The organism is Nonomuraea sp. NPDC050540 (genome assembly GCF_044457485.1).
Lineage (GTDB): Bacteria > Actinomycetota > Actinomycetes > Streptosporangiales > Streptosporangiaceae > Nonomuraea.
Genome location: NZ_JBITHA010000007.1, coordinates 198,153 through 221,662, shown reverse-complemented (window position 1 = coordinate 221,662; position 23,510 = coordinate 198,153). Strand labels below are relative to the sequence as shown.

Here is a 23,510-nt window from a genome sequence, read left to right as displayed (position 1 = left end):
ATATAGCGAACGCCTATACGACGGCCACGATCCTCGTCTTGGACCCCGGCCCGCCGGTTCCGGCTCAATGGCGCCATGACCTCCCACCGCATCGCCCTCATTCCCGGCGACGGGATCGGCATCGAGGTGCTGCCCGCCGCGACCGCCGTCCTCGATGCCGTCGGCCGCAGGCACGGCTTCACGCTGGGCTACGACACCTTCGACTGGTCGTGCGAACGCCACGAGCGCGAGGGCGCGATGATGCCGGCCGACGGCCTGGACCGCATCCGCCACCACGACGCCATCCTGCTCGGCGCCGTCGGGCGGCCGGGCGTGCCGGACCACGTGTCCTTGTGGGGACTGCTGATCCCGATCCGCCGGGCCTTCCGCCAGTACGTCAACCTGCGGCCCATCACGACCCTGGACGGCGTGGCGGGACCGCTGCGCGCCGCGGAGGACGTGGACCTCGTCGTGGTGCGCGAGAACGTCGAAGGTGAGTACTCCGAGATCGGCGGCCGGCTCAACCGCGGCTTCCCCGAGGAGATGGCGGTCCAGGAGTCCGTGTTCACCAGGGCGGGCGTCATCCGGGTGGTGGACTACGCCTTCGACCTGGCCGCCCACCGCCGCGGCGTCCTGACCTCCGCCACCAAGTCCAACGGCATCATCCACACCATGCCCTTCTGGGACGAGCTCGTCAGGGAACGCGCGCGGCCCGAGGTGTCCTGGAACCAGGAGCACATCGACGCGCTCGCCGCGAAGATCGTCCTGAGGCCGGGGGAGTTCGACGTGATCGTGGCCTCCAACCTGTTCGGCGACATCCTGAGCGACCTGGCCGCGGCCGTCGCCGGCGGCATCGGCCTGGCCCCGGCCGCCAACCTCAACCCGGAGCGCGACTTCCCGTCGATGTTCGAGCCGGTGCACGGCTCGGCCCCCGACATCGCGGGGACCGGCGTCGCGAACCCCGTCGGCGCCCTCTGGTCGGCGGCCATGATGCTCGACCACCTGGGCCACGCCGAGGCCGGTGACGAGGTGCGCGCCGCCTTCCGCGCGGTCCTCGCCGAGACCCCGGTACGCACCCCCGACCTGGGCGGCGGCGCCACGACCAAGGAGTTCACCGCCGAGGTGCTGAACCGCCTCGGGACGGGAGGAGGCCGCCCGCGCCAGGCGTGAGCGGCCTCGGTCAGAGGGTCACGGACAGTTGTGCACGCCGCTCCTGGCGGAGGAGACCACCACGTCAGCCAGCGCCGGAGCGCTCACATGGACGGCGTTGACCAGCATCCCGGCGGACGTGCCCGCCACCGGCCGCTGCTCGTTCAGCGTGATCGTCGCCACGCCCGCCCGGATGACCGTGTTGGGCGCGATCGAGCCGGCCGGGTACGACACCCCGCCGATGGTCAGCGAGCCGAGCGTCGTCGTGCCGCTCGCGCTCGCGGTGTACGTCCCGAGCGCGCACGTGCTCGTCGAGGTGGCCCGCACCCCGGCGACCTTGATCACGGGCAGGCCGGGCAGCCCGATGGACACCTCGTCGGCCGTCGCCTGCCCGGTGGAGCCGCCCAGGCCGGTGACCACCCCGGCCTTGAGCGCCTTGGCGTTGACCAGCGCGAGCGAGATCGCGGCGGTCGTCTTCTCGGTCGTGGACCTGGCCGAGGTGGACACCTCGCCCGTGTCGGCCACGACGGTCTGCGGCAGCAGGACCGGCTTGACCGACAGCGCGTGGGAACGGCCGGTGTAGTACAGCAGCTTGGCCGTGCCCGAGGCGTCCGACGGCAGGTAGCACGCGTCGCCGGTGAAGCTCGCCCTGATCGCGACGCTCGTCGCGGCGGCCGGCTGGGCGACGCCGGCGATCACGCAGCTCGCCACGCCCGCGGCGTCCGTGCGCGCCTGGCACGACTGCGCCGACGGGCCCGTGCCGAGGGTCAGCGTCACGAGCCGGTCCCCGACCGGACGGTCCGCGGCGTCGGTGAGCGTGGCCTTCAGCGTGGCCGGGGCGTCGTTGGCGACGTTGGCCGGGCCGTTCACCTTCAGGCCCGTCTTGACCAGCACGTGGGTCTCGGCCTTGGCGGTGTCGTTGGCCGCGTTCGGGTCGGGACCGGCGAGGTTGTCGATCACCGCGGTCGCGGTGATCGTGCACTCCTCGCCGCTGTGCACGACGTCGTCCTGAACCTTCGCGCGGATCGTGATCTGCCGCGAGGCGCCTCTGGTCAGCTCGCCGAGATGGCAGGTGACCTTGGCGGCGTCACGCACGCACGGGCCGGTGCTGTCGAGGAAGGCGACCTCGGCGGGCAGCGTGGTGGTGACCACGACCGAGCTGGCCGGGTTGGGGCCCTCGTTGGTGGCCTTCACCGTCCAGGTCAGGGTCTCGCCGCCGCGTACCGGGTCGGGGGCGCCGGTGATGGTGACGCCGACGTCGGTCGTGTTGACCGCCTCCCAGTTGTCCTTCAGCTGCTCGAGGGTGGGCAGTTGCTCCGGGACCGGTTCGGCCACGACGGGCAGGTCGGCTCCACGGCGCAGTCCGCCCGCGAAGCCGGGGAACGCGATCGAGGTCGCCACCCTGGCCCAGTCGTCGAAGCCGGTCAGCGTGTCGGTGCTGCTGGTGTTGGTGGCGCAGTCGGCCGGATCCCTGGCGCCGGTGACCGGGTCCGGCGGGCCGGCGGTGTTGATGTTGACGGCGGGGTTGACCGGGTTGTCGTCCTCGTCGCCGTCGTCATTCCAGTCCGGGTCGACGTTGACATCCTCGGTGACCTTCGCGCCCTGGACGCCGGGGATTCCCGGGCGCTGGTCGCGGCCGTTGACGAAGATGAACCTGTTCTCGTTGTCGTCGGCGTCCAGGAGCAGCTCGTCGAGCGAGTTCTCGGTCAGCGGGCGCAGCACCTTGCCGCGCGAGGTGCCGTCCAGCGCCAGGCGGGGCGGCGAGAAGTCCACGATCCGGCCGCCGCCCACGCGCGGGATGCCGAACTGCAGGTCGTAGTTCATGGCGCTGACGTAGTTCGGCTTGCAGTTGACGTCGACGTCGCCGCCGTGCTCCAGCCCCAGAGTGTGGCCGAGCTCGTGCAGCAGCGTGCCGCCGTCGTGGTTGTAGTCGACGAAGAACCGGTTGTTCGTGCTGGCCTGGCCGCCGCTCGTGCAGGTGGCCGCCTCGGCGGTGCTGATCGCGTAACGGAAGACGCCGCGCCGTACCGCCGCGAAGTTGCCGGTGTTGCCGGCGGCGGCGTTGAAGGCGGCGTCGATGCCGCAGTTGTTCAGCGCGCCGACCATGCCGCCGCCGCCGAGGTCGTCGCCGACCAGGCAGGCCGGGTTGGCCACGTCGGCGTTGGTGCACCGGCCGCCGGGGGAGGGGTCCTCGGCGCTGGCGTCGATGAACAGGCAGTCGGGGTCGGCGCCGTCGCGCTGCCCGTCCAGGCCGTTGTCCTGGTCGTCGAAGCACGTGCCGGGCTGTTGCTGGCGGCGTACCGTCAGGTCGACCAGGTTGCCGGTGTCCACCCACAGGTTGATGCCGCGTGAGCCGTCCGGATTGGGGATCGGCGCGGACTTCATGGCGTTCTTCATCGCCTGGATGTCGACGCGGGTGGGCGCCTCCCCGGCGGTGTAGTCGAGCTCCAGGAAGACGTCCTTGCGCAGCGGGTTCGCGCCGAACCGCTTCAGGTCCAGCGCCATCGAGCCGTCGGGGTTGCGGATGCCGTGGATCTCGGCCAGGTCGGTCAGGCCGTCGCCGTCGCTGTCGGTGCTGGAGCCGACGGTCGAGGAGATCGTGAAGCCGATCCTCGTCTTGGCGCCGTCGTTCTCCTCGGGATAGTCGAAGTCGCCGTTGCCCTCGGCGCAGGTGTGGCCTTTCGGCACGCCGTCACGCAGGCAGGGGGTGCCGACCGCGAGGTTGTCGCCGGAGAAGGTGGCGTTGACGATGTCGAACTCGAGGTCGAGCGTGAGGTCGCGCTCGTTCTTGCTGAGGTCCATCTGGTCGTCGCCGAAGTTGGTGCCGTCGTCGTAGTCCCAGATCTCGATGGCCAGGCCCACCGTCGTGTCGTTGCCCGGCAGGTTCACCACCTTGCTGAACACCCATCCGTTGGGAGCCTCGGGCAGGCCCAGGGGCTCGAACTCGTCGTCCTCGATGCGCGGGCCGCGGGGGAAGCGCTCGCCGTCGATCGTGGCCACCGGGTAGTAGTCGCCGTCGCCGGAGGCGTCGTCGGGGTTGTCGATCTGTTTGAGGTAGTCGATCCTGACGGTGACCGTGACCTGGGTGGCCGCCGACGCGCTGCCGGTCAGCGCCACCATCAGGGCCGCGACCAGGACGCCGATCAGGGCGACGGATCTGCCGCGTGGTAAGAGTGCCATGATGTACCGCTCCAGAGAGATTCACAGGGGAATGTCCTCTCTGCGACTGTCGGGGGCGTCACGTCCGGAAACATGAGTAACCCCGTACTCAGAGCGGGTCGCGCGAGGGTTGGGCGGGCAGGCTCGCCTCCGGTTCCGGCAGCCAGGCGGCGCCGGGCGGGGCCAGCCACTCATGGGCCGTGGCCAGCTCGTCCACGGCCTCGCGCAGGGCGCGCAGGCCGGGATGGTCGCCGTCGGAACGCCAGATCATCATCCAGGGGAACACCGCGACCGGATCCACGAGCGGCCGCAGGACCGCGCCCGGAATGTCAGGTTGCGTGGTCAGCGTGAGGATGGGCGCGTCGCGGTCGCGGATGTGCTGCGCGAGCTCGTCGCCGCCCCGCACGTGCGGGTGGGCGAGCGCGGGGTCCACGCCGAAGGGCGCCAGCAACTGCAGGAGCGCGTGCTCCCACCCGGGCGTCGCGTGGTCGCCCGCGCGGATGCACGGGTTGGTGCCGCGCAACGACTCCAGGGGTACGGCCGGCAGCTCGGCCAGCGGATGCCGCTCGGGCACCAGCACCGCGATGCGCTCATGGCGGACCGGGCGCTGCCGTACCCCGTCCAGCAGGCCGGGACTGCGGCCGAACGTGACGTCCAGCCGCCCGTCCAGCAGCAGCGGCACCGCGGCCTCCGCGCCGCTGTGGAAGCGGGCGAAGAACTCCACTCCCGGCGCCCGCCCGCGCGCGGCGGCCAGCACCAGCGCGGGGGTGAGGCCGGAGCCGACCACGTCGACGGTCAGCGACCGGGGCTGGCCGCGCAGTTCGATCATGGTCGCGTCGAACAGCCCCAGGATCTCCCGCGCCCGCGTCAGCAGCAGCCGGCCCTCCGCCGTGAGCGTGACCTTGCGGGTCGTGCGCTCCAGCAGCCGGCGTCCCACCCGGTCCTCCAGCCGCCTGACGTCGCGGCTGAGCGCCTGCTGCGCCACGAACAAACGCTGGGCGGCTCGGCTGAAGTGCAACTCCTCGGCCACGGCCACGTAGTGGCGCAACAGCCGGATCTCCACGTCGTCAGGCACCCCTCCTTCCTACCCGATTAACGCATCTGGCGCGTGAATCACCTTCGAACAGGTGTTGGACCCCAGGCGAGAGCCGCCGCCAGGATCGAGGCATGGCGGGACGAGGAACGATCATGATGGCCTATGGGCTGACCGGTGTGATGAACGCGCTGTGGGGCGCCACGCTCCCGGCCACCGACGCCCGCCTGGAACTCGGGCCGGGACGGCTCGGCGGGCTGCTCATGGCGCTGGCCGTCGGCGCCCTCGTGGCCATGCCGGTGGCCGGACGGCTGGCCGAGCGGTGGACCGGGCGGCGCCTGCTCCGGATCTGCGCACCCGCGGCGGCGCTCGGGCTGGCCGGCCCGGCGCTGGCCGCGACCGCTGAGACGCTGATGATCTCGGCGGTCGTGCTCGGCATGTTGTTCGGGCTGCTCAACGTGGCCCTGAGCCTGCAGGCGGCGGCCGTGGAGCGTTCCCTCGCCCGGCCGGTCATGAGCACGGTGCACGGGACCTGGACGCTCGGGGCCGTGGCGGGCGGCGCGGTCGTCACCGCGGCCCTGCGGGCCGGGGTGGACGTGCGGGTGCTGATGGGCACGGGCGCGATCATCCTGGCCGTGGCGCTGCTGGGGGTCAAAGGCATCCCGGAGCCTCCCGTGCGTCTCGTCCCCCGGCCCGCCGGGCAGGCGCGGCCGGCTCCGCCGCGGCCCGGGGTCATGGTGATGCTGGGCGTGGTCGGCGCGGCGGCCTTCATCACCGAGGGCGCCGCCACCGACTGGGCCGGGGTGCACGCCACCCGCGTCCTGGGCGCCGACCCCGCCACCGGCTCGCTCGTGTACACCGTCTTCTTCGTCGCGATGACGCTCGTCCGCTTCGCCGGTGACGCGGTGCGGACCCGGCTCGGCGTCCGCACCACGATCCGGCTGTGCGGCGTGACCGCCACCGCCGGTTACGGCCTCGTCCTGCTCGCCGGCGTCCTGCCCTTCGGCACGGCGGCACGGGTGGGCTGCGCCCTGGCCGGCTGGGCGCTGGCCGGGGCCGGCATGGCCGTGGTCTGGCCGATCGTGGCCAGCCTGCTCGGCGCCGCCGACGGGGCGGCCCGCCGCCTGTCGGCGGTCACCACCATCAGCTACGGCGGGGGCCTCGTCGGACCCGCCCTCATCGGCTATGTCGCCACGACGGCGACGCTGCCCCTCGCCCTGGTGATCCCGGCGGCGCTCGCGCTGCTCGTGGCCACCGCCGCACCTCACCTGCTGAACGCGGTCTCCGTGTCAGCGACCCACCACCGGCCCGTCGGGGCCACCGCATCCAGGAGGACATCATGACCGTCGCCACCCTCGACATCCCGGGCGCCCGCCTGCACTTCGAGGTACGCGGCCAGGGCCCGCTCATCGCCCTCGTCGGCGCGCCCATGGACGCCGACTCCTTCGCCCCGCTGGCCGACCTGCTGGCCACCGACCACACCGTGCTCACCACCGACCCGCGCGGCATCAAGCGCAGCCTGCTCGACGACCCCGCCCAGGACTCCACGCCGGAGCTGCGCGCCGCCGACCTGTCGCGCCTGCTGGCGCGCGTGGACGCCGGTCCCGCCGTGGTCTTCGGGTCCAGCGGCGGCGCGATGACCGCCCTCGCCCTCGCCCAGACCCACCCGGAGCAGCTGCGCGCGGTCATCGCCCACGAGCCCCCGCTCGTCGAACTCCTTGACGACCGCGACAAGCTCCACACCCAGACCGACGAGCTCATCGCCACCTACCTCGGCGGCGACACGGTCGGCGCGTGGGCGAAGTTCATGGCGCAGGCCAACATCGCAGTGCCGGACGGCGCGCTGGAGATGATGTTCGGCGGCGAGCGCGACCCGCAGCACGTGATCGACGAGCGCCGCTGGTTCGCCCACGAACTGCACGGCACCACCCACTGGGTGCCCGACCTGGACCGGCTGCGCGCGGTCCCGCGCCTCGTGATCGGCATCGGCGAGGAGTCGGCCGGGCAGCTGTGCGACCGTGCCTCCCGCGCCCTGGGGGCCGCCCTGGGGATCGAGCCGGTCGTGTTCCCCGGCGACCACACCGGCTTCGCCGACGACCCCGGCGGCTTCGACCCCGCCCTGCGCGCCGTCCTGTCCCACCTCTGACCTTCCGCGAATATTCTGTAAACCCGGAAGCTTTCAGGGTCCCCGGATATAACGCATCGACAGGGAATCCAAAGCGCTTATTCATAGTGTCCTTCACCAACGGGAAATCAGCTGGATTTCCCCGGTTTCGAAGGAGCTTCCATGTTTCTGAAATTCGCCGTCGGCGTGGCGGCCGTCCTGGCAGTGGCGGCCCCCGCGCAGGCCTCTGAGCAGCGGACCGAGACCGCTGCCCCGCAGGTGGCCGAGCAGTCGGCCGACCTGCGCAAGACGGTCAAGCGGCCCAAGTTCCAGATGCCTTTCACCTGCAACCAGAAATGGTATGCGGAGGCGTCGACCAGCGATCACAACCCGGCGCTCGACTTCTGGATGGGCGACCACAACACCAACAAGCCCTCGACCAAGGGGCAGTGGGTACGCGCGTCCGCCTCGGGCAAGGTCGTCCTTTCCTACGAGGACAACCAGGCGGGGCACGTCGTACAGATCAGGCATACGTTCAAGACCGGAAAGGACTGGTTCACGACCTACCTTCATCTGAAGAAGCGCGACGTGAAGAAGGGACAGACAGTGCCGATGGGCAAGAAGATCGGTGAGGTCGGCCGCAGCGGGCCGACCGCCAACGGCGTGTACCACCTGCACTACGAGCAGGCGGCCTCCTACGGGTCGACCGCGGATTGGGGGAACCGGGGCGCGCCGCGCAAGGCCGTCAAGTTCAACAACCAGACCTATACCGGGGTCGGGAACTCGTGGCAGATCCGCAGCCATAACACCGGCGCCCAGGACAGCTGCGGCACCTGACCGCCGGCCGGGGGGCGGCCGCACCCGCCCCTGCCGGCCGGAGGTTTGGCACAAGCCGTCCGGGCAGATGGACGGCATGGACGAACGAGAGCCCGAAGACCTTCCCGAAGCCGTCGGGCGGGTCAACGGCGAGAGCGACATCCGCGCCGAGCGCGCCGGCGTCGAGGTCCGCGAGACGCGGCGCCCGATACCGGCCGAGCCGATCGACCCTCCGCCCGATCCCGAGCGGAAGGTGCGCGAGGAGCGGCGCGAGGCCGCCGAACAGGACGGCCAGGACGTGGAGCCCGACGCCGAGCCCACCGACTAGGAGCCGTCCATGAGGCGGCTCTCCCAGGCCCAGGCGACGATCTCGACCCGCCCCCGGACTCCGAGCTTGTCGAGGATGCCCGACACATACCCCTTGACCGTGCTGAGCGACAGGAACAGCTCATCGGCGATCTCCTGGTTGGTACGCCCCTTGGCGATCGCCCGGACGATCTCGGCCTCCCGCACGGTCAGCGGCTGCGCCGGCACCCGCGCCCCGGCCCGCGTCCCGCGTTCGGCCAGATGGCGCAGCAACCGCAGCGTGATCGACGGCGAGATGAGCGCGTCCCCCGTGTACGCCGCCCGCACCGCCTCCACGAGCAGCTTGGGACCCGCGTCCTTCAGCACGAACCCGGCGGCCCCCAGCCGCAACGCCCCGTAGACGTACTCGTCCAGGTCGAACGTGGTCACCATGACCACCCGCGCCTGCCCGCCGGCCAGGGCGCGGGCCACCCCGATCCCGTCCAGGCGGGGCATCTGGATGTCCACCAGGCACACGTCCGGCCGCGTCCGGTGCGCCTGCTCGATCGCCTCCACGCCGTCGGCGGCCTCGGCGACCACGGTGATGTCGGGCTGGTCCTCCAGGATGATCCGCAGGCTGGCCCTGATCATCTCCTGGTCGTCGGCCAGCAGCACCCGGATGGGCGGCGTCATCGGTGCCCGCCGGTCGGGATGACCGCGTGGACGGACCAGCCGGAGCCGGGCCGGGGCCCGGCCGCCAGCGTGCCGCCGAGCGCTTCGAGGCGTTCACGCATCCCGATGAGCCCGTACCCGGGACGCCGGTAGCGGCGGGCGGGCGTCTGCGGCGCGTCGTCCTCGACCGCGACGGTCACCGCCCGCTCGTCCTCGCTGATGCCGACGGTGACCGCGCGCGCGTGCGGCGCGTGCCGGGCGACGTTCGTCAGCGCCTCCCGCACGATCCGGTACACGGTGCTGCTCACCTCCGGCGGCCAGCCGGACGGTTCCGCGTCCATCCGCAGGTACGCCCGGCGGCCCTGGGCCCCGAAGCCCTCGATCAGCTCGCCGAGCCGTTCATGCCCCTCGCCGGCCGGGGCGGCCTCGCGCAGAAGGCCGACCACGCGCCGGGTGGCGGCCAGCGCCGCCGTGCCCGCCGACTCGATGCCGGCCAGGGAACCGGGAGTCCTGTCCGGATGCTTGGCGGTGACGAGCTGGGCGGCCTGGGCCTGGAGCACGATGCTGGTGATGTGGTGGGCGACGACGTCGTGCAGCTCTCTGGCCAGCTCCAGGCGTTCGGCCTGCCGTACCCGCTCGGCCGCGGTGTGGCGGCGGGCGGCGAGCAGCCGGGGGGCGAGCCCGAGCAGGACGGCGGCCAGCCAGGCCAGCGCGCTCAGCGGCGGCACCGCCGAGCCGGGGGCGGCGAGGAAGCCGCCCGCCACCACGGCCAGCCCGGCGGCGGCCACGGCGCCGGCCACGCGGACGGGCAGCGTCCTGACCGCGGCGGCGACGAGCACCGCCAGCGCGAGCGAGGTGGCCGGGCTGGGCTCGGCGGGCAGGGGAACGAAGCGGGTGGCGAGAACGGCGAGCGCGGCGACGGCCAGGCCCCCGAGCGCCGTCCACAGCGGGCTGAGCCCGCGCACGAGAGCGAGCACGCACACCACGACCGCCACCGCCGCCCCGAACACCCCGTGACCGGCGCCCCAGCTGCCGGCGACCTGGTACGCCTGGAAGGCCACGGCCGCGGCGAGCCCGGCGCCGAGCCCGGCCGCCTTCAGGTGTTCGAGAACATGCACGGCACCCAGGCTAGAAGAGGAACCCCGCCGGCCTGTACCGGCCAAAGGTACTGTCCCCTTCCCTGCTTTCCGCCGATGTGGGGGCCGGTCGCGGCTCGCAGGATGAAGCCTCATGTCACAAGAAACACCTGTCGCGACCTCCTTCCACCGGCCGAGGGTCGCCGCGCTCGACGTGCTGCGCGGGTTCGCCCTGTGCGGCATCCTGCTCGCCAACGTCAAGCCGATCGCCCACATGGGCGGCACCGCGCCGGCCGCCCCGGACGGTGGGCCCTCACTGCTGGGGCTGCTCGTCGACCAGCGCTTCTTCCCGATCTTCTCGCTGCTGTTCGGCGTCGGGTTCTCGCTGCTGCTGGAGTCGGCGCGCCGGCAGGTCCCACACCCGCGCGTGCTGCTGCTGCGGCGGCTCCTGGTCCTGGTCGCCATGGGCCTGGCGCACATGTTCCTGCTGTGGCGCGGCGACATCCTGACCATCTACGCCGTCGTCGGCCTCGTGGTGCTGCTGCCCTCGACGTGGCTGCCGCGCTGGGCCGTCGCCGGGCTGGCGGCCGTCCTCATCGCGACGCCGCTGATCCTCGGCGGCAACGGCGTGCCGCTGGTTCCCGGGCTGTTCCTGCTGGGCTCGGCGCTGACGCGCTACGGCGTGGTCGACCGGATGGAGCACGCCGTGCGCGGTCCGGCCGTTCTGTTCGTGCTCTTCGCGGTGGGGGCGATGCCCGCCGTGTGGCTGCAGGTCGGGACCGGCTCCAACCTCTGGTTCTCCCTGGCCGGGCTGCTGACCGCGGGCGCCTACGTGAGCGGCCTGCTGCTCCTGCTCCGTACGCCGCTGGGGCCGGTGCTGCGGAAGGGGTTCGCGCCGCTGGGCCGGATGGCACTGACCAACTACCTGACCGCCACCGTGCTCGTGCTGCTGGCCACCCTCGTGCTCGGGGGGTCGCCGGATGGGTGGTCATCGGGGATGGTCGTGCTGATCGCGGCGGGCGTACTCGTGCCCCAGTGGCTGGTGTCCACGTGGTGGCTGCGCCGCTTCCGGCAGGGGCCGCTCGAATGGCTCTGGCGATGGGCCACCTGGGCCCGCCGTCCCGCCCTGCACCGCACCCCGTGACCGGCTCGTCAGAGGGCGGGGACGGTTCGATCGAACTCCATCAGGGCGACCGGCGGGCCCTCGCCGAAGTCGTGGTCGTGCCGCCTGCCGGTCTCGGCGAAGCCGTGCTTGCCGTAGAAGCGGCGCGCCTGAGCTGAATCCCGGAGCGTCCACAGATGCACGCGGTCGTAGCCGGCCTCCCGCAGCCGTTCCAGGGTGGCGGTCAGCAGGGCCGCCGCCAGGCCGCTGCCCCAGACGTCCGGGTGGGCGAAGAAGGTGTGGATCTCCGCCAGCCCGGGGCTGGAGGAGGCCCCGAAGCGGGAAAAGGCTCCCGCCCGCTCGTCCAGGAGCGCCAGCAGGATCGGATCCCCGTCCTCGGTGACGATGTCGTGCCACTTGGCGCGCCGCTCCTCGATCCCGGCGGCGGCGACCTTCGGCGTGCACAACGGGCCGTGCGAGACGCCCCAGGAGACGGCGTGAATCTCACCGAGGACATCACCGTCGCTGGGCCCCGCCTCGCGGATCGTGATCGTACTGCGCATGGAGTCGACCCTATGCCGTGGCTTCGGAGGGTGAGTCCGCGGTGCCGTCTCCTCCGGGTGCCGGCGAGCAGGGTCAGGGCCATCCGGGACCTCGCTGCGCGGGGAACCCCGCGCTCCTCGCCGAGCCGTCCCGAAGCCCGCTTCGATGTGGCGAGCTCGCGCGCGGCGACGGCCGACGGCTCGATGGCTCGGCGGCTCGGTGGCTCGGTGGCTCGGCGGCCGAAACCGTCGGTGGCGGGTGCCAGGATGACCGGCATGACCGACGAGCTGCTCCGGCGGGTGATCGCCAAGGCGTCCGAGGAAGCCCTTCCGCCCACGGCGACCGCCGACGAGCTCGGGCAGGCCGAGCGTGAGCTGGGCTTCCCGCTGCCACCTCTCCTGCGGCGGCTCTACCTGGAGGTGGCCGACGGCGGGTTCGGGCCCGACTACCAGCTGCTCTCCCTGTGCGAGGCGGTCGCGGCCCGTGAGGAGGAGCGATGGCCCGCGGGCGTTCTGCCGGTGCTGGACTGGGGGTGCGGGATGTACGCGGCGATCGACTGCGAGCACGCGCGCGCCACCGTGCTGCTGTACGAACCGAACGGGCTGAGCAGCGACGATGACGGGCATCTGGCCTGGTACGTCGATGCCGACGACCTGACCGGCTGGCTGGAGACGTGGCTGGCGGAGGCGGGCTGGTACGAGGAGGACGCGGAGGAGACGACCGACATGCCGCACTGGCCGCCCGCCCGGGAGCGCCTGACCCGGTGACCGCCACGCCCCGGGGTGCTCGCGAAGCCAGCCACACGCAGGTGCCTGCTACTCGCCGAACGTCGTCCTGAACGAGGAGTCCGATGGGCGGGTGCGCGCTCGTTCCAAGGGCATCGGGGTCAACGCCGACGGCACCAGCGGGAGCGTCACCTACGAGGACACCATCCTGCGGCTGGGCCGGGGCTGGCGGATCAGTCACAGGAAGGTGATCGCGCGACGCGTCCCCCTCGGCGGGTAGCGCGAAATATCCGGGCATGGCGTTACATCCGGGTATGACGGTGGTATCCGGATCATGGCGTTGCATGCGGGCCATGGCCACGGCTCCCCGGCCGGGTCGCTCCTTCAGGCCTCGGCTTCCGGTAGATGGACCGTCAGGTTCGCAGGACGGCGGCGAGGTCGTTGAGGCTGGTCAAGGTTTCGGCCAGTGCGTCCTGGTCGGCCTCGGTGAGGGGGATCTGCCGGGCCTTCGTGAGGAACCGGCGGGCGGCGGGGTGGTCGTCGGCCCGGGCGGCCAGCTCCGCGCGGTAGGCCAGGGCTTCCAGGAGGTCCTTCGGGGCCGCGGTGTCCTGGTCCCGGCGCAGGGCGGTGTCCAGGATGCGGGCGGCCTGGTCGTGACTGCCGTGGGAGTCGCCCATGACCACGGCGTTGCGCAGGGACGAGGCCAGCTTGGTCAGCGGCGGTTCCGTGTCCGCGGCGTCGGCTTTGGCGGCCATGAATCTGATCCAGTTGCCGCCGGGGTCGATCACCGTGAATCCGGAGTGGTCGTCGGCGTTCTTCCGTTTGCGCGGGCGGGTCATCCTGGGGATGCCGGAGACCAGCAGCTTGCCGTACGCCGCCCGCATCCCCTCGGCGAACGCGCCGAACAGTTCCCCGGTGTCGGGCACCACTACGACGCAGCTCCCGTAGGAGTCTTCCGGGTTGAAGCCCGGCATGCCGAAGAATCCGAGTTCGAGGTCGTCGCGCTTCAGCGACACGTACGGGTTCGGGCGGGTCTGACGGTAGGTCCTGGTGAAGCCCAGCATCTCGTAGAACTCGGTGATCTCGTCGATGGAACGGCAGGGCAGCAGCGGCACGGTCTTCTCACCGGTCATGCGGAGCACTCTACTAGACAAATTTGATTACTGCACCGGTGTGATCCGGGCGCGACATGATGTTCCTAGGTCGTACCGTGACAAGGAGCATCATGTTGGTTCTCGAATTCCGGACCTACCGCCTCAAGCCCGGCACCCGTGCCGACTTCGTCCACGCGATGGCGACGCTGGCCGTACCGCTGCTGCGCCAGTACGGCATCGACGTCGTGGACAGCGGGGCGTCGCTGGTGGATGAGGACGGCCATGAGGAGGCCTACCTCATCCGGGCCTTCGCCTCGCTTGAGGCGCATCGCGAGCAGGAGGAGGAGTTCTACGGCAGTGACGCCTGGCTGAAGGGTCCCCGGGAGGAGATCATCTCGCGGATCGAGAGCTACCACTCCATTGTGATCGAGGTGCCGGAGGAAGCCGTTCAGGCCCTGCGCCGCAGCGATCAGCCTTTCAGGCGGTAGCGGATCGGCAGGTGCTTCAGGCCGCCCACGAAGGTGGTCGACATCCACTCGGGCGTTCCGGCGAGTTCGATCGAGTCGAGGCGGGGGAGGAGCTCGGCGAACAGGGCCCGGGTCTCCATGCGGGCCAAAGCCGCGCCGAGGCAGTAGTGGACGCCGAACCCGAAGGCGAGGTGCTTGTTGGGGTCGCGGCCCGCGTCGAAGCGGAACGGGTCGGTGAAGACGTCCTCGTCGCGGTTGGCCGAGGGGTAGGACAGGAGCACCGACTCGCCCGCCTTGACGGCCACGCCGTTCACCTGGGTGTCGGCGGCGGCCGTGCGCATGAACTCCTTGACCGGCGTGACCCAGCGGATCATCTCCTCGACCGCGGTCGGCAGCAGGGCGGGATCGTCGCGCAGCCGGGCCAGTTCGGCGGGGTGCTCGATGAGCGCGTGCAGGCCGCCGCTGATCGTGGAGCTGGTGGTGTCGTGACCTGCGGTGGCGATGATGACGTAGTAGGAGGCGGCGTCGTAGTCGGACAGGAGCTCGCCGTCGACGCGGGCGTTGGCGATGGCCGAGGCGAGGTCGTCGGTGGGGGCGTCCCTGCGCGCGGCGGTCAGGCCGTGGAAATAGGTGAAGAAGTCGAGCAGGGTCGCCATGATGTCCTCGGTGGTGGCGCCCCGCTGGAACTCCTTGTCGGTGCCGCCGAACAACTGCTGGGTGAGCGTGAGCATCCGGGAGAAGTCCGACTCCGGCAGGCCGAGCAGCGAGAGGATCACGTACAACGGGTAGTGCGTGGCGACCTGGGTGGCGAAGTCGCAGGCGCCGCCGTACTCGCTCATCCGGTCCACGTACTGCCTGGCCAGCTCCCGCACCCGCTGCTCCATCGCGCGCATGGCCCTGGGCTTGAACCAGTCGGCGCCGATCGCGCGGGTCACCCGGTGCTGCGGGTCGTCCATGTGGATCAGCGTCCGCAGGGCGGTGCCCTCGGCCCGGCTCCGCGCCATCCGCGCGTCCGTCTCGGCCTTGGCCAGCACGGGCCGGGGCGCGTTGCGGAAGACGGGATGGTTGCGTTCGATCTCCATGATGTCGGCGTGGCGGGTCACGGCCCAGAACGGGTGGTATCCCTCCGCCTCCACCCAGTGCACCGGGTCCTCGCGGCGCAGCAGGCTGAGCGCGCGGTGCAGCCGGGCCTCGTCGGCGTACGCCGAGGGGTCGGCGAGGGTCAGTCCCGCCTCGGTCAATGTCATCGTCATGGGGGAGTTCCTTGGTGTGGGCGGAAGGGGCCTCACACTACGATCTTCCACCGGAACGGGCACCGGCAAGGCCGGCTCGGCCCCGGGAGGCCGAGCCGGTTCAGGTCAGATGGTGTCCTGCCAGGTGACGTCGCCCGCGCGGTAGCCGGCGACCCGGCCGCTCACCTCGGCGGGGGAGACGACCTCGTTCTTGGCGTGGTAGACCCAGTCGACCTGCTGGATCCAGGTGCGCATCGGCCCGGTCTGGCCGGCCGTGATGAACCACTGGTTGAAGTTGATCGACATCGGGGTCTCGGGGTAGTACTTGCCGCCGTGCTCGGCGGCGAGCCGGCCGTCGACGTAGTAGCGGATCGTGCCGCCGGCGACCTGGACGACCAGGTCGTGCCAGCCGGCGTGGCTGGAGTTGACGAACGTCGAGGTGTTGTCGGCCAGCCACGGGTCGGGCTGGTAGGTCTCCCAGCTCGTCATGTACATCAGCGGGCCGGTCAGGCCCCACCCGCCGTTGGGCAGGTACTCGAAGTCCAGTTCGCCGTAGTCCGGATCCATCGGCGCGTCCAGCGGCGTGATGGTGAAGAACGTCTGCACCGTCTCGTCCCCGTCGGCGCCCGTGGTGGGGGCGTCGCTGAACTTCACCCGGGCGGCGTAGGTGCCCTCGAAGAACTTGCGCTGGTGCAGCATCTCCGACTGGGTGACGTTCACGCCGTCGTTGGTCGCCTTCAGCTGCATCACCTTGGCGCCGTCGGCCGTCGGGAAGGTCACGTTCCCCTTCGGCCAGGTGGCTCCCGGCACGCCCGGCCCGCCGGGGTTGGTGCGGACCGTCCAGTCGCGCGCGGCGATGAGCGGGTCGTCGGCGCTGGTGTACACGAAGTCGTCGAACAGCACGCCCGCGGGCCCGGACGTGGGCGGCGGGTTACCCCACAGCAGCGCGCCGGCCTGGTGGACGGTGGCCTTCGGCCAGTCGGTGTACGTGGACACGGCGCCGAAGGAGTAGTCGTCGCTCTGGCCGAACGACTGCCAGTCGGCCCGGTGGAAGCGCACCTCCAGCTGGGTCTGGGCGCCCGCGCCCAGCGTCCCGCCGCGGAAGCCTAGCTCCAGGTAGCCGTCGCCGAACGTCCCGGTGACCTGCGAGCATCCCACCCGCGCCCACGAGCAGGCGAAGACGTGGGGTCCCGAGCCGGTGAAGTAGTAGCGGATCTTCAGTTCGCGCAGCCGGAGCGGCGTCGTGCCGGTGTTGACGAGGTTGAACAGCGGCTCCGCCTGGGGCGCGGTGGGCTGCGGCGCGGTCGTGTAGTACTGCAGGCGCACCGCCGGAGCGGCCGTGGCGTGTGCGGGCACGGCCGGCGCGCCCAGCACGGCCATGGCCACGAGTAAGTGCTTCATCATGGGGGGTTCTCCTCACCTGTTGGTGCTAGCGGACGGCTCCGGCGGTGAGGCCGGAGGTGATACGGCGCTGGAAGACCACGTACGCGGCCAGGACCGGCAGCATCGAGATCGTGAGCCCGGCGAACAGCCCGCTCCAGTCGCCGGCATAGCCCTGCCGTACGGCCAGCACCGCCAGCCCCTGCGCCAGGACGAACTCGGATTCCTCCGGATTGAGCGCGAGCGGCAGCAGGTACTGGTTCCAGAGGCCGAGGAAGTTGAAGATGCCGACGCTGATGAGGCCGGGCTTGGCCATGGGCAGCATGACCCGGAAGAACACGCCGGAATGGGAGCAGCCGTCGAGGAAGGCGGCTTCGGCGACGGAGGTGGGCAGCGTGCGGAAGAAGGAGGTCAGGAAGAAGACGGTGAACGGCAGCGCGTACGCGGTGTAGACGAGGATCAGCCCGAGCGGGGTGCCGAGCAGGCCCAGGGAGCGCACGACGAAGAAGAGCGGGACGAGGGCGAGGAAGAGGGGGAAGGCCATCCCGGCGATGAACAGGTAGTAGAGGAGCCGCGAACCGGGGAAGCGGTAACGTGCCAGGACATAGGCCACCATCGCCCCGAACAACATGGTGAGAACCACCGCGCTCCCCACCACAACCGCTGAGTTCAGGAAATATCGGCCAATGGAGGCTTCTGTCCATGCTCGGGCCCAGTTCTCCCCATGCAGCCGGTCCGGGAGGCTCCACGGGCTGGTCAGGATGTCCCGGTCGGCCTTGAACGAGCTCATCACCGCCCACACCAGCGGCAGCGTGACGATGACGCCCCAGCCGACGAGCGCCAGGTGCAGCAACGAGCTCCAAGGACGCGGCCGCCGTACCCGATGAGAGAGGGTCATGCCATCTCCACCCGTTCGCGGCGCGAACCCCGCAGCACGAGCACGGCGAGCGCCAGCGTGAGGAAGAACAGCGTCACCCCGAGCGCGGAGGCGTAGCCGAACTTCCCGTAGGTGAAGGCGTTGCGGTAGAGGGTGAGGCCGAGCACCTCGGTGGCGTTGTCGGGGCCGCCGGGACCGACGGTCATGATCTGCACGATGGCGACGCCGTCGAGGGCGGCCATGCCCAGGTAGATGAAGGCGACCTGCACGTTCTCCCAGACCAGCGGCAGTACGACGCGGGTCAGGCGGGTGAGCGCGGAGGCGCCGTCGATGGCGGCGGCCTCCAGGATCTCCCGGGGGATCGACTCCATCGCGGCGCAGAACAGCACCACGTAGAAGCCGGCCGCGCTCCACACGACCACCGCCATGACCGCCCACAGCGCGAGCGACGGGTCGCCGAGCCAGGAGCGTCCCTCGATGCCCAGCAGGTTCAGGACCCCGTTGAGCAGCCCGGAGTTCGGCGTGTAGACGAACTGGAACAGGACTCCGACCACGGCGACCGACAGCAGTTGCGGGAAGAAGTAGACGACGCGGTAGACCCCCGCGCCCCGCCGGCGGCCGAGGCTGAGCGCCGCGGCCAGGAACAGCGCGAGCACCACGGTGGCGATCGGCACCACCAGCAGCATGAGCGCGTTGTTCTTCAGCGCCGCCAGCACCTGCGGATCGTCCAGCAGCCGGGCGAAGTTTTCGGCCCCGACGAACTCCGCCCGCGCCGAGACCCCGCGCCAGTCGGTCAGCGCCAGGTAGAAGGCCTGCGCGTAGGGCGAGAGCACGAGCACCGCGTACAGCGTCAGCGGCAGGACGAGGAACCCCGCGATGAACGGCAGCCGGCGGTGCCTCATCGCTTGTACTTGGTGATCGAGGCGTCCGCGGCCACCTGGTCGGCGGCCTTCTGCACGCGCTCCGTCCACTGCGCGGCGCTCACCCGGCCGTTGAGCAGCTCTCCCGTCGAGTCGTGTACGGCTTTCGCCAGCGGCGCGTACCAGCCGGGAAAGCGGTAGGACAGCGCGTCCTTGCCCGCCGCCGCGACCAGTTGGCCCGCCGACCTCAGCCCGCTGGACAGCTGGAGCCCCTCCAGCGCGTCCTTGCGCACCGGCATGGCGCTGGCGGTCGTGGCGAAGTTGGCCGCGCTCTCCTTCGCCAGCATGAGGCGCAGGAACTCCAGCCCGCCCGCGGTGTTCCTGCCCTGCGCCGGGACGATGAACGGCTCGCTGCCCGCGGCCTGGATGGCGGTGCCGGGCAGCCTGTCGCCGTCCGAGAGCCGGGGCGTGGGCCCGACGGCCATGTCGAAGCCGGCGGGGGTGACCTTGGCCTGTTCGGCCTCCAGCCAGGAACCGCAGGGGATGAAGACGGCCTTGCCCTGGCACCAGGCGGTCTGCGCCTCGGTGTGGGAGAGCGCCTCGGAGCCCTTCATGATGTGCCCGCGCCCGGCCAGTTCGGCGAAGGCCTCGGCGACGTCCTTGACGCTGCCGGCCCGCCACGCGCCGGGCTGCAGGTTGTCGATGGCGGCGACCTGCTCCATGCCGCCGGCCTTGGCGACCATGGTGAGCAGCGGGTCGTTCATGTACTCGGGGTATTTGCCCTGGTAGGTCCAGGGGGCCAGGCCCGCCTTCTTGATCTCGTCGCCGAGCGCCAGCATCTCGGCCCAGGTCGCCGGGTAGGTCCAGCCGTGCTTGGCGAACAGCGAGGAGCTGTACCACAGGCCCCAGACGGTGTAGGCGTAATTGAGCACGTACGGCACGCCGCCGAAGCTGCCCGCCTCGACGATGCCGGGAACCAGGGTGTCGCGCACCTTGACGGCCGGATCGTCGGCCGAGGGCGCGTCGAGTAACTTCTCCAGCGACAGCAGCTGCTTGTCGGCGACGAGCGAGGCGACGTCCAGCGCGCCGGCGCCGGAGTTGTCGATCACGTCGGGCGGGTCGCCGGCCACCATGCGCGGCTGCATGGCCTGGCCGACGCCCTGGATGCCGGCGTGCGTGATCTTCGCTCCGGGATGGCGCTCGGCGTAGAGCGACTCGGCGAACCTCGCCCAGTCGTCGCCGAAGCCGCCCTTGAAGATGACGACGTCCAGCGGGTCCTTGGCGGCCACGCCGAGTGGGTTGGCGGCGCTGGTGGGCCCGGCGGCGGCCGGGGCGGAGGCCACGGGCGCGCCGCCGCCGGTGGCGCAGGCGGCGACGACCGGGGTGAGGGCGAGCAGGCCGAGGAATCCCCGGCGGGTGGGGGTGTTTTCAGGCATGACGAAGACAGCTTTCGGCTAAGAACACCTGGCGAAAGGATTCGGTGAGGTCGGGCCCTCGTACCCGGGCGACGAGGGAGTTCAGGAGCCGCGGCGGATCCGGCCCGCGTAGAGCGCTTCGAGGCGCAGGTTGTGCTCGTCGCCCTCCGGCACGTTGGCCGACAGGTAGATCGGCGGGACCTTGCCCGCCGCCACCTGGTCACGGACGACCCGCGTGACGACGAGCTGGGCGAGCAGGGCCGAGGTGATCGTGGAGACCGCGCCGACCGCGCCGCCGTCCGGAAGGGGGAGTACGGCGTCGCCGTACGGCGCCATGTTGTCGAGCACCACGTCGGCCAGGTCGCACAACCTGGCGCCCGAGGGGTGGCGGGAGGCGACGGCGGTGCTGTGGGCCAGGGAGGTGATGGCGATCAGGTCGTGACCGCGTTCCTTGACCGCCTGGGCCAGCTCCACCACGACACCGTTGACGCCGGAGTTGGAGATGATCACGAACAGGTCCGGCTCGCCGATCGGGGCGGCGGCCAAGATGCGGTGGGCGACCGTGGGGTCGCGTTCGAGGTCGTAGCGGGTGAGTTCGGCCCGGTCGGCTCCGCCGTACAGGACGATGTCGCGCAGGGCGAGCCGGTTGGTGGGCACGAGGCCGCCGGCGCGGCCGGCGATCTCCATGGCGACCGCTTCTGAGTGGCCGGAGCCGAAGGCCTGGATCACGCCCCCGTTGTCGAGACATGTGCCGATGAGCCGGGCGGCCTGCCCGATCTCGCCGGCGTGGGTCCGTGGAATGGTCCTGACCAGATCGGCCACGTGTGTCGCGTAGGTGTCGGGATTCATCGCCCTCCGTCCAGGCGGTGTCCGGTGACGGCGCGTACCGTCAGGTCGAACGCCTCCTTGGTGCGTTCGTAGGTGCGCTGCGCGACCGCGACGTAGACCACGTCGAGGACGAGCAGCTGGGAGTGGATCGCGGCGAATCCGTCGCTGCGGAAGGTCGTCTCCCGCGCCGCGGTCGTCAGGACCAGTTCGGCCACCTCGGCCAGCGGCGAGCTCGGATGCGAGGTCACCGCCACGGTGATCGCACCGTGGCTCGCCGCCTCGGCGAGCACCTCGATGACCTCCCTGGTCCTGCCGCTGTGCGAGATGCCGATCGCCACGTCGCCGCCGGTCAGCAGCGCGGCGTCGGTCAGCGCGCTGTGCGCGTCCGACCTGCTCCAGGTGGGGACGCGGATGCGCTGGAGGCGGTACTCCATCTCACCGGCGACCGCCGCGCTGCTGGCCACGCCGAACAGCAGCACCCGGCCGGCGTTCTTGATGACGTTCGCCACCTTCTCCACCGTGGCCAGGTCGAGCTGGGCGGCGGTCTCCTGGATCAGCCGGATGTCGCTGTTGGAGACCACGCCCAGCACCTTGTCCAGGCCGTCGGCGGGCAGGATCTCCTGCCCTATGTCGGTGTCCCAGTGCTGCTGGGCGGCCCGGCCGGTCTGGCTGGCGATCGTGACCCGGAGTTCGGCGTAGCCGCTGAAGCCCAGCGCCCGGCAGAACCGGGTGATCGTGGCCGTGGACGTGCCGCTGCGCTCGGCCAGGTCGACGATGGTCATCCTGGCCGTCTCCGCCGGGTCGTCCAGGATCACCTCCGCGACCTTGCGCAGCGCTTCGGGCATCTCGCCCTGCTCGGCCCGGATCCGGGGCAGTAGTTCCACGTCGTCCTCCTTCTTAATGGTGAAAATTATGCTCACCATCTGGCGTCGTCAAGGGTTTGAGCCGATAATTCCTGACATGATGCTAGTTCTCGGCGTGGACGCCGGAGGGACGTCGTCGCGCGCGGTCGTCGCCACCCTCGGCGGACAGGTGCTGGGGCGAGGGCGGGCCGGGTGCGGCAACCCGGCCGCCTGCCCGCCAAGAGAGGCCTTTCACCAGGTGGGCAAGGCCATTGCAGAGGCGTTGACGGCGTCCGGGCCGGGCGATGTCAGGGCGGCGGTGATCGGGCTCGCGGGCGTCGAGGGACTGTCCGAGGGGCTCACCGCGCACTTCCCGGTACCGCCCCGGGTGGTCGGGGACGTGGTCGTGGCCTTCGCCGCGGGCACCCCGGCGGCCTCCGGAACCGTGCTGATCTCCGGAACGGGAGCGATCGCGGCGAAAATTATTGACCACGAGATCGCGGTGGCGGCCGACGGGCACGGCTGGCAGCTCGGGGACGAAGGCTCCGGGTTCTGGATCGGGCGGCAGGCGGCCCGTTCGGCCGTGCGCGGGACACCCGGCACGCTCACCGCGTATGTGCTCAAGCGACTGGGCGTCCGCGAGCCGGAGAGGGTGGCGGTGGCCGTACAGGCGGCCGCGCCGCTGGCGCTGGCCGAGCTGGCGCCCCTGGTCAGCCGGGCGGCCGGCGAGGGCGATCCGGCGGCGGTGCAGATCGTCGAGCGTGCGGCCGGGTTGCTGGCGCGGACCTTCCGGGAGGTGCACGCGCCCGGCACGCCCGCGGTGCTGGCCGGCAGCGTGCTGACCAGCGAGGGCCCGGTACGGCGGGCCGTACGAGACCTGCTGCCGGACTGCGCGCCGGTGGTCGCCGGGCGGGGCGAGGACGCCGCGGCCTGGCTGGCGGCACGCTCACTCGCACCCGGAACGCCCCACCGGGACTTCCTGCCGCACCCGTGAGGGCATGACCCCGGCTTCCGGCCCCACGCACTCCGCGGCCGCCCCGGCAGGACCGCGCGGAGTGGCAGGGCCGTGTGGGGCGGCGGGACCGTACTGAGCGGTCTCGGCGTCCATGGGATCGAGGACCTCCTCGGCGTGGGGGCGGGCCGAAGGGCGTGAGGGCGGGCCGAAGGGCGTGAGGGCGGGCCGGAGGGCGTGGGGTCGGTCGAAGGAGATGTCAGCGGATCACCAGGGTCCTGAAGTGGGTCAGGCAGGCGGCCAGGGCCAGTTCGAAGGCGTCGTCGGCGCGCGACGGCGGGGCGGCGGCCATCGCCTGGGACAGGGCCGGGGTGCCGCTCTGGTCGGACAGGTCCCAGATCGGGTCCGGCGCGGCCAGGTCGAGGGCCGAGCCGAAGATCAGGTTCTCCACTGCGGTGATCATGGTCAGCACGTCCCGGAGGGCGAACCCGGCCTCGTTCAGCATCCGTACGGCCTGCTCGTACTGCCCCAGCACCCGGGGCGTGCGCACCGGCGTCGCCAGCAGCAGCGGGATGGCGCGCGGGTGCGCGGCGAAGGCGGCGCGGTAGGAGCGGGCCCAGCCGGCCAGCGCCTCGTCCCAGGGCGGGACGTCGAGCATGGAGGAGTCGATCCGGTAGGAGACGTGCTCGCGAATCAGCTCGATGACGCCCTCGCGCCCGTCGACGTGGTGGTAGAGCGAGCCGGTCTGCACGCCGAGCCGCCGGGCGATCTGCGGCAGGCTGACCTCGCCCTGCTCGTCGACCAGGGACAGCGCGGCGGTGGTGATGCGTTCGCGGTCAAGGAGTGGCGTCCGAGGCCGGCCCATGTGTCGTTCTCCCGGTGACGTCTTCTCAAGCGTGCCCTCAGAGGCTACATTGCCA

General features: G+C 71.4%; 24 protein-coding genes. 10 read left to right on the top strand and 14 right to left on the bottom strand.

Features of this window, described 5'->3' with window-relative positions:
• The first annotated feature begins 75 nt into the window (after positions 1-75).
• On the top strand, positions 76-1,149 hold the full coding sequence (locus ACIBI5_RS25270; protein WP_397250698.1) for a tartrate dehydrogenase: 1,074 nt from the start codon (positions 76-78) through the stop codon (positions 1,147-1,149).
• 18 nt (positions 1,150-1,167) lie between these two features.
• Here the strand turns inward: ACIBI5_RS25270 and ACIBI5_RS25265 are convergent, their stop codons facing one another.
• A complete protein-coding gene (locus ACIBI5_RS25265; RefSeq protein ID WP_397250696.1) occupies positions 1,168-4,308 on the bottom strand; it encodes a choice-of-anchor P family protein in 3,141 nt (1,046 codons plus the stop codon).
• Positions 4,309-4,396: 88 nt separating this feature from the next.
• Positions 4,397-5,362, bottom strand: coding sequence for a LysR family transcriptional regulator (locus ACIBI5_RS25260; protein ID WP_397250694.1), 966 nt, complete (start codon positions 5,360-5,362; stop codon positions 4,397-4,399).
• A gap of 92 nt (positions 5,363-5,454) precedes the next feature.
• Here ACIBI5_RS25260 and ACIBI5_RS25255 point away from each other — a divergent pair, with 92 nt between their 5' ends.
• The 4 genes from ACIBI5_RS25255 to ACIBI5_RS25240 all read left to right on the top strand — a co-directional run bounded on the left by ACIBI5_RS25255 (position 5,455) and on the right by ACIBI5_RS25240 (position 8,568).
• Positions 5,455-6,663, top strand: coding sequence for an MFS transporter (locus ACIBI5_RS25255; RefSeq protein ID WP_397250692.1), 1,209 nt, complete (start codon positions 5,455-5,457; stop codon positions 6,661-6,663).
• Positions 6,660-7,466, top strand: a complete 807-nt coding sequence (locus ACIBI5_RS25250; protein WP_397250690.1) for an alpha/beta fold hydrolase — start codon at positions 6,660-6,662, stop codon at positions 7,464-7,466. The genes ACIBI5_RS25255 and ACIBI5_RS25250 overlap by 4 nt, the downstream gene beginning before the upstream one ends.
• Positions 7,467-7,607: 141 nt before the next feature.
• Positions 7,608-8,261 carry a M23 family metallopeptidase gene (locus ACIBI5_RS25245; protein WP_397250688.1) on the top strand — a complete coding sequence of 218 codons (654 nt, stop codon included), beginning with the start codon at positions 7,608-7,610 and terminating at the stop codon, positions 8,259-8,261.
• Between the two features lie 76 nt (positions 8,262-8,337).
• The gene (locus ACIBI5_RS25240; protein WP_397100174.1) at positions 8,338-8,568 is read left to right on the top strand and encodes a hypothetical protein; all 231 of its coding nucleotides are present in this window, start codon (positions 8,338-8,340) and stop codon (positions 8,566-8,568) included.
• On the opposite strand, the gene ACIBI5_RS25235 is transcribed toward ACIBI5_RS25240, so the two are convergent.
• Both ACIBI5_RS25235 and ACIBI5_RS25230 read right to left on the bottom strand, forming a co-directional pair.
• Positions 8,565-9,218 (bottom strand): response regulator, encoded by a 654-nt coding sequence (locus tag ACIBI5_RS25235; RefSeq protein WP_397250686.1) that lies wholly within the window; start codon positions 9,216-9,218, stop codon positions 8,565-8,567. The genes ACIBI5_RS25240 and ACIBI5_RS25235 overlap by 4 nt on opposite strands.
• Positions 9,215-10,315, bottom strand: coding sequence for a sensor histidine kinase (locus ACIBI5_RS25230; RefSeq protein ID WP_397250685.1), 1,101 nt, complete (start codon positions 10,313-10,315; stop codon positions 9,215-9,217). The genes ACIBI5_RS25235 and ACIBI5_RS25230 overlap by 4 nt, the downstream gene beginning before the upstream one ends.
• A gap of 112 nt (positions 10,316-10,427) precedes the next feature.
• Between ACIBI5_RS25230 and ACIBI5_RS25225 the strand changes: the two genes are divergently transcribed.
• Entirely contained in the window at positions 10,428-11,417 is a 990-nt protein-coding gene (locus tag ACIBI5_RS25225) for a DUF418 domain-containing protein (RefSeq protein ID WP_397250683.1), read from the top strand.
• 8 nt (positions 11,418-11,425) lie between these two features.
• On the opposite strand, the gene ACIBI5_RS25220 is transcribed toward ACIBI5_RS25225, so the two are convergent.
• Positions 11,426-11,938: a GNAT family N-acetyltransferase gene (locus ACIBI5_RS25220; protein WP_397250681.1), complete on the bottom strand. Its 513-nt coding sequence runs from the start codon at positions 11,936-11,938 to the stop codon at positions 11,426-11,428.
• A 255-nt stretch (positions 11,939-12,193) separates the two neighbouring features.
• On the opposite strand from ACIBI5_RS25220, the gene ACIBI5_RS25215 reads away from it, so the two are divergent.
• Positions 12,194-12,685, top strand: coding sequence for an SMI1/KNR4 family protein (locus ACIBI5_RS25215; RefSeq protein WP_397250679.1), 492 nt, complete (start codon positions 12,194-12,196; stop codon positions 12,683-12,685).
• Positions 12,686-12,776: 91 nt separating this feature from the next.
• Complete coding sequence (locus ACIBI5_RS25210) at positions 12,777-12,923, top strand: hypothetical protein (protein WP_397250677.1); 147 nt, start codon at positions 12,777-12,779, stop codon at positions 12,921-12,923.
• Positions 12,924-13,056: 133 nt separating this feature from the next.
• Here ACIBI5_RS25210 and ACIBI5_RS25205 read toward each other — a convergent pair whose 3' ends face one another.
• Complete coding sequence (locus ACIBI5_RS25205) at positions 13,057-13,776, bottom strand: VOC family protein (RefSeq protein ID WP_397250676.1); 720 nt, start codon at positions 13,774-13,776, stop codon at positions 13,057-13,059.
• 92 nt (positions 13,777-13,868) lie between these two features.
• Between ACIBI5_RS25205 and ACIBI5_RS25200 the strand changes: the two genes are divergently transcribed.
• The gene (locus ACIBI5_RS25200) at positions 13,869-14,225 is read left to right on the top strand and encodes an NIPSNAP family protein (protein WP_397250674.1); all 357 of its coding nucleotides are present in this window, start codon (positions 13,869-13,871) and stop codon (positions 14,223-14,225) included.
• On the opposite strand, the gene ACIBI5_RS25195 is transcribed toward ACIBI5_RS25200, so the two are convergent.
• The 7 genes from ACIBI5_RS25195 to ACIBI5_RS25165 all read right to left on the bottom strand — a co-directional run bounded on the left by ACIBI5_RS25195 (position 14,207) and on the right by ACIBI5_RS25165 (position 21,680).
• Positions 14,207-15,457: a cytochrome P450 gene (locus ACIBI5_RS25195; RefSeq protein WP_397250672.1), complete on the bottom strand. Its 1,251-nt coding sequence runs from the start codon at positions 15,455-15,457 to the stop codon at positions 14,207-14,209. The genes ACIBI5_RS25200 and ACIBI5_RS25195 overlap by 19 nt on opposite strands.
• A gap of 105 nt (positions 15,458-15,562) precedes the next feature.
• Positions 15,563-16,840: a cellulose binding domain-containing protein gene (locus tag ACIBI5_RS25190; RefSeq protein WP_397250670.1), complete on the bottom strand. Its 1,278-nt coding sequence runs from the start codon at positions 16,838-16,840 to the stop codon at positions 15,563-15,565.
• A 25-nt stretch (positions 16,841-16,865) separates the two neighbouring features.
• Positions 16,866-17,714 carry a carbohydrate ABC transporter permease gene (locus ACIBI5_RS25185; RefSeq protein WP_397250668.1) on the bottom strand — a complete coding sequence of 283 codons (849 nt, stop codon included), beginning with the start codon at positions 17,712-17,714 and terminating at the stop codon, positions 16,866-16,868.
• The gene (locus tag ACIBI5_RS25180; RefSeq protein WP_397250666.1) at positions 17,711-18,595 is read right to left on the bottom strand and encodes a carbohydrate ABC transporter permease; all 885 of its coding nucleotides are present in this window, start codon (positions 18,593-18,595) and stop codon (positions 17,711-17,713) included. The genes ACIBI5_RS25185 and ACIBI5_RS25180 overlap by 4 nt, the downstream gene beginning before the upstream one ends.
• Positions 18,592-19,989, bottom strand: a complete 1,398-nt coding sequence (gene ngcE, locus ACIBI5_RS25175) for an N-acetylglucosamine/diacetylchitobiose ABC transporter substrate-binding protein (RefSeq protein ID WP_397250664.1) — start codon at positions 19,987-19,989, stop codon at positions 18,592-18,594. Before ngcE ends, ACIBI5_RS25180 begins: the two co-directional genes overlap by 4 nt.
• Positions 19,990-20,070: 81 nt before the next feature.
• Complete coding sequence (locus ACIBI5_RS25170) at positions 20,071-20,817, bottom strand: sugar isomerase domain-containing protein (RefSeq protein WP_397250662.1); 747 nt, start codon at positions 20,815-20,817, stop codon at positions 20,071-20,073.
• Positions 20,814-21,680: a MurR/RpiR family transcriptional regulator gene (locus ACIBI5_RS25165; protein ID WP_397250660.1), complete on the bottom strand. Its 867-nt coding sequence runs from the start codon at positions 21,678-21,680 to the stop codon at positions 20,814-20,816. Before ACIBI5_RS25165 ends, ACIBI5_RS25170 begins: the two co-directional genes overlap by 4 nt.
• Positions 21,681-21,756: 76 nt before the next feature.
• Here ACIBI5_RS25165 and ACIBI5_RS25160 point away from each other — a divergent pair, with 76 nt between their 5' ends.
• Positions 21,757-22,632 (top strand): N-acetylglucosamine kinase, encoded by an 876-nt coding sequence (locus ACIBI5_RS25160; protein ID WP_397250659.1) that lies wholly within the window; start codon positions 21,757-21,759, stop codon positions 22,630-22,632.
• A 217-nt stretch (positions 22,633-22,849) separates the two neighbouring features.
• Here ACIBI5_RS25160 and ACIBI5_RS25155 read toward each other — a convergent pair whose 3' ends face one another.
• Positions 22,850-23,455 (bottom strand): TetR/AcrR family transcriptional regulator, encoded by a 606-nt coding sequence (locus tag ACIBI5_RS25155; protein ID WP_397250657.1) that lies wholly within the window; start codon positions 23,453-23,455, stop codon positions 22,850-22,852.
• Positions 23,456-23,510: the final 55 nt, after the last annotated feature.

Bases quoted from the DNA above. Each gene is read 5' to 3' on its own strand.
- ACIBI5_RS25240 (WP_397100174.1), top strand. From the start codon at position 8,338: ATGGACGAACGAGAGCCCGAAGACCTTCCCGAAGCCGTCGGGCGGGTC.
- ACIBI5_RS25235 (WP_397250686.1), bottom strand. From the start codon at position 9,218: ATGACGCCGCCCATCCGGGTGCTGCTGGCCGACGACCAGGAGATGATC.
- ACIBI5_RS25265 (WP_397250696.1), bottom strand. From the start codon at position 4,308: ATGGCACTCTTACCACGCGGCAGATCCGTCGCCCTGATCGGCGTCCTG.
- ACIBI5_RS25220 (WP_397250681.1), bottom strand. From the start codon at position 11,938: ATGCGCAGTACGATCACGATCCGCGAGGCGGGGCCCAGCGACGGTGAT.
- ACIBI5_RS25160 (WP_397250659.1), top strand. From the start codon at position 21,757: ATGATGCTAGTTCTCGGCGTGGACGCCGGAGGGACGTCGTCGCGCGCG.
- ACIBI5_RS25170 (WP_397250662.1), bottom strand. From the start codon at position 20,817: ATGAATCCCGACACCTACGCGACACACGTGGCCGATCTGGTCAGGACC.
- ACIBI5_RS25205 (WP_397250676.1), bottom strand. From the start codon at position 13,776: ATGACCGGTGAGAAGACCGTGCCGCTGCTGCCCTGCCGTTCCATCGAC.
- ACIBI5_RS25200 (WP_397250674.1), top strand. From the start codon at position 13,869: ATGTTGGTTCTCGAATTCCGGACCTACCGCCTCAAGCCCGGCACCCGT.
- ACIBI5_RS25190 (WP_397250670.1), bottom strand. From the start codon at position 16,840: ATGATGAAGCACTTACTCGTGGCCATGGCCGTGCTGGGCGCGCCGGCC.
- ACIBI5_RS25195 (WP_397250672.1), bottom strand. From the start codon at position 15,457: ATGACGATGACATTGACCGAGGCGGGACTGACCCTCGCCGACCCCTCG.
- ngcE (WP_397250664.1), bottom strand. From the start codon at position 19,989: ATGCCTGAAAACACCCCCACCCGCCGGGGATTCCTCGGCCTGCTCGCC.
- ACIBI5_RS25155 (WP_397250657.1), bottom strand. From the start codon at position 23,455: ATGGGCCGGCCTCGGACGCCACTCCTTGACCGCGAACGCATCACCACC.
- ACIBI5_RS25255 (WP_397250692.1), top strand. From the start codon at position 5,455: ATGGCGGGACGAGGAACGATCATGATGGCCTATGGGCTGACCGGTGTG.
- ACIBI5_RS25270 (WP_397250698.1), top strand. From the start codon at position 76: ATGACCTCCCACCGCATCGCCCTCATTCCCGGCGACGGGATCGGCATC.
- ACIBI5_RS25180 (WP_397250666.1), bottom strand. From the start codon at position 18,595: ATGAGGCACCGCCGGCTGCCGTTCATCGCGGGGTTCCTCGTCCTGCCG.
- ACIBI5_RS25245 (WP_397250688.1), top strand. From the start codon at position 7,608: ATGTTTCTGAAATTCGCCGTCGGCGTGGCGGCCGTCCTGGCAGTGGCG.
- ACIBI5_RS25215 (WP_397250679.1), top strand. From the start codon at position 12,194: ATGACCGACGAGCTGCTCCGGCGGGTGATCGCCAAGGCGTCCGAGGAA.
- ACIBI5_RS25185 (WP_397250668.1), bottom strand. From the start codon at position 17,714: ATGACCCTCTCTCATCGGGTACGGCGGCCGCGTCCTTGGAGCTCGTTG.
- ACIBI5_RS25225 (WP_397250683.1), top strand. From the start codon at position 10,428: ATGTCACAAGAAACACCTGTCGCGACCTCCTTCCACCGGCCGAGGGTC.
- ACIBI5_RS25250 (WP_397250690.1), top strand. From the start codon at position 6,660: ATGACCGTCGCCACCCTCGACATCCCGGGCGCCCGCCTGCACTTCGAG.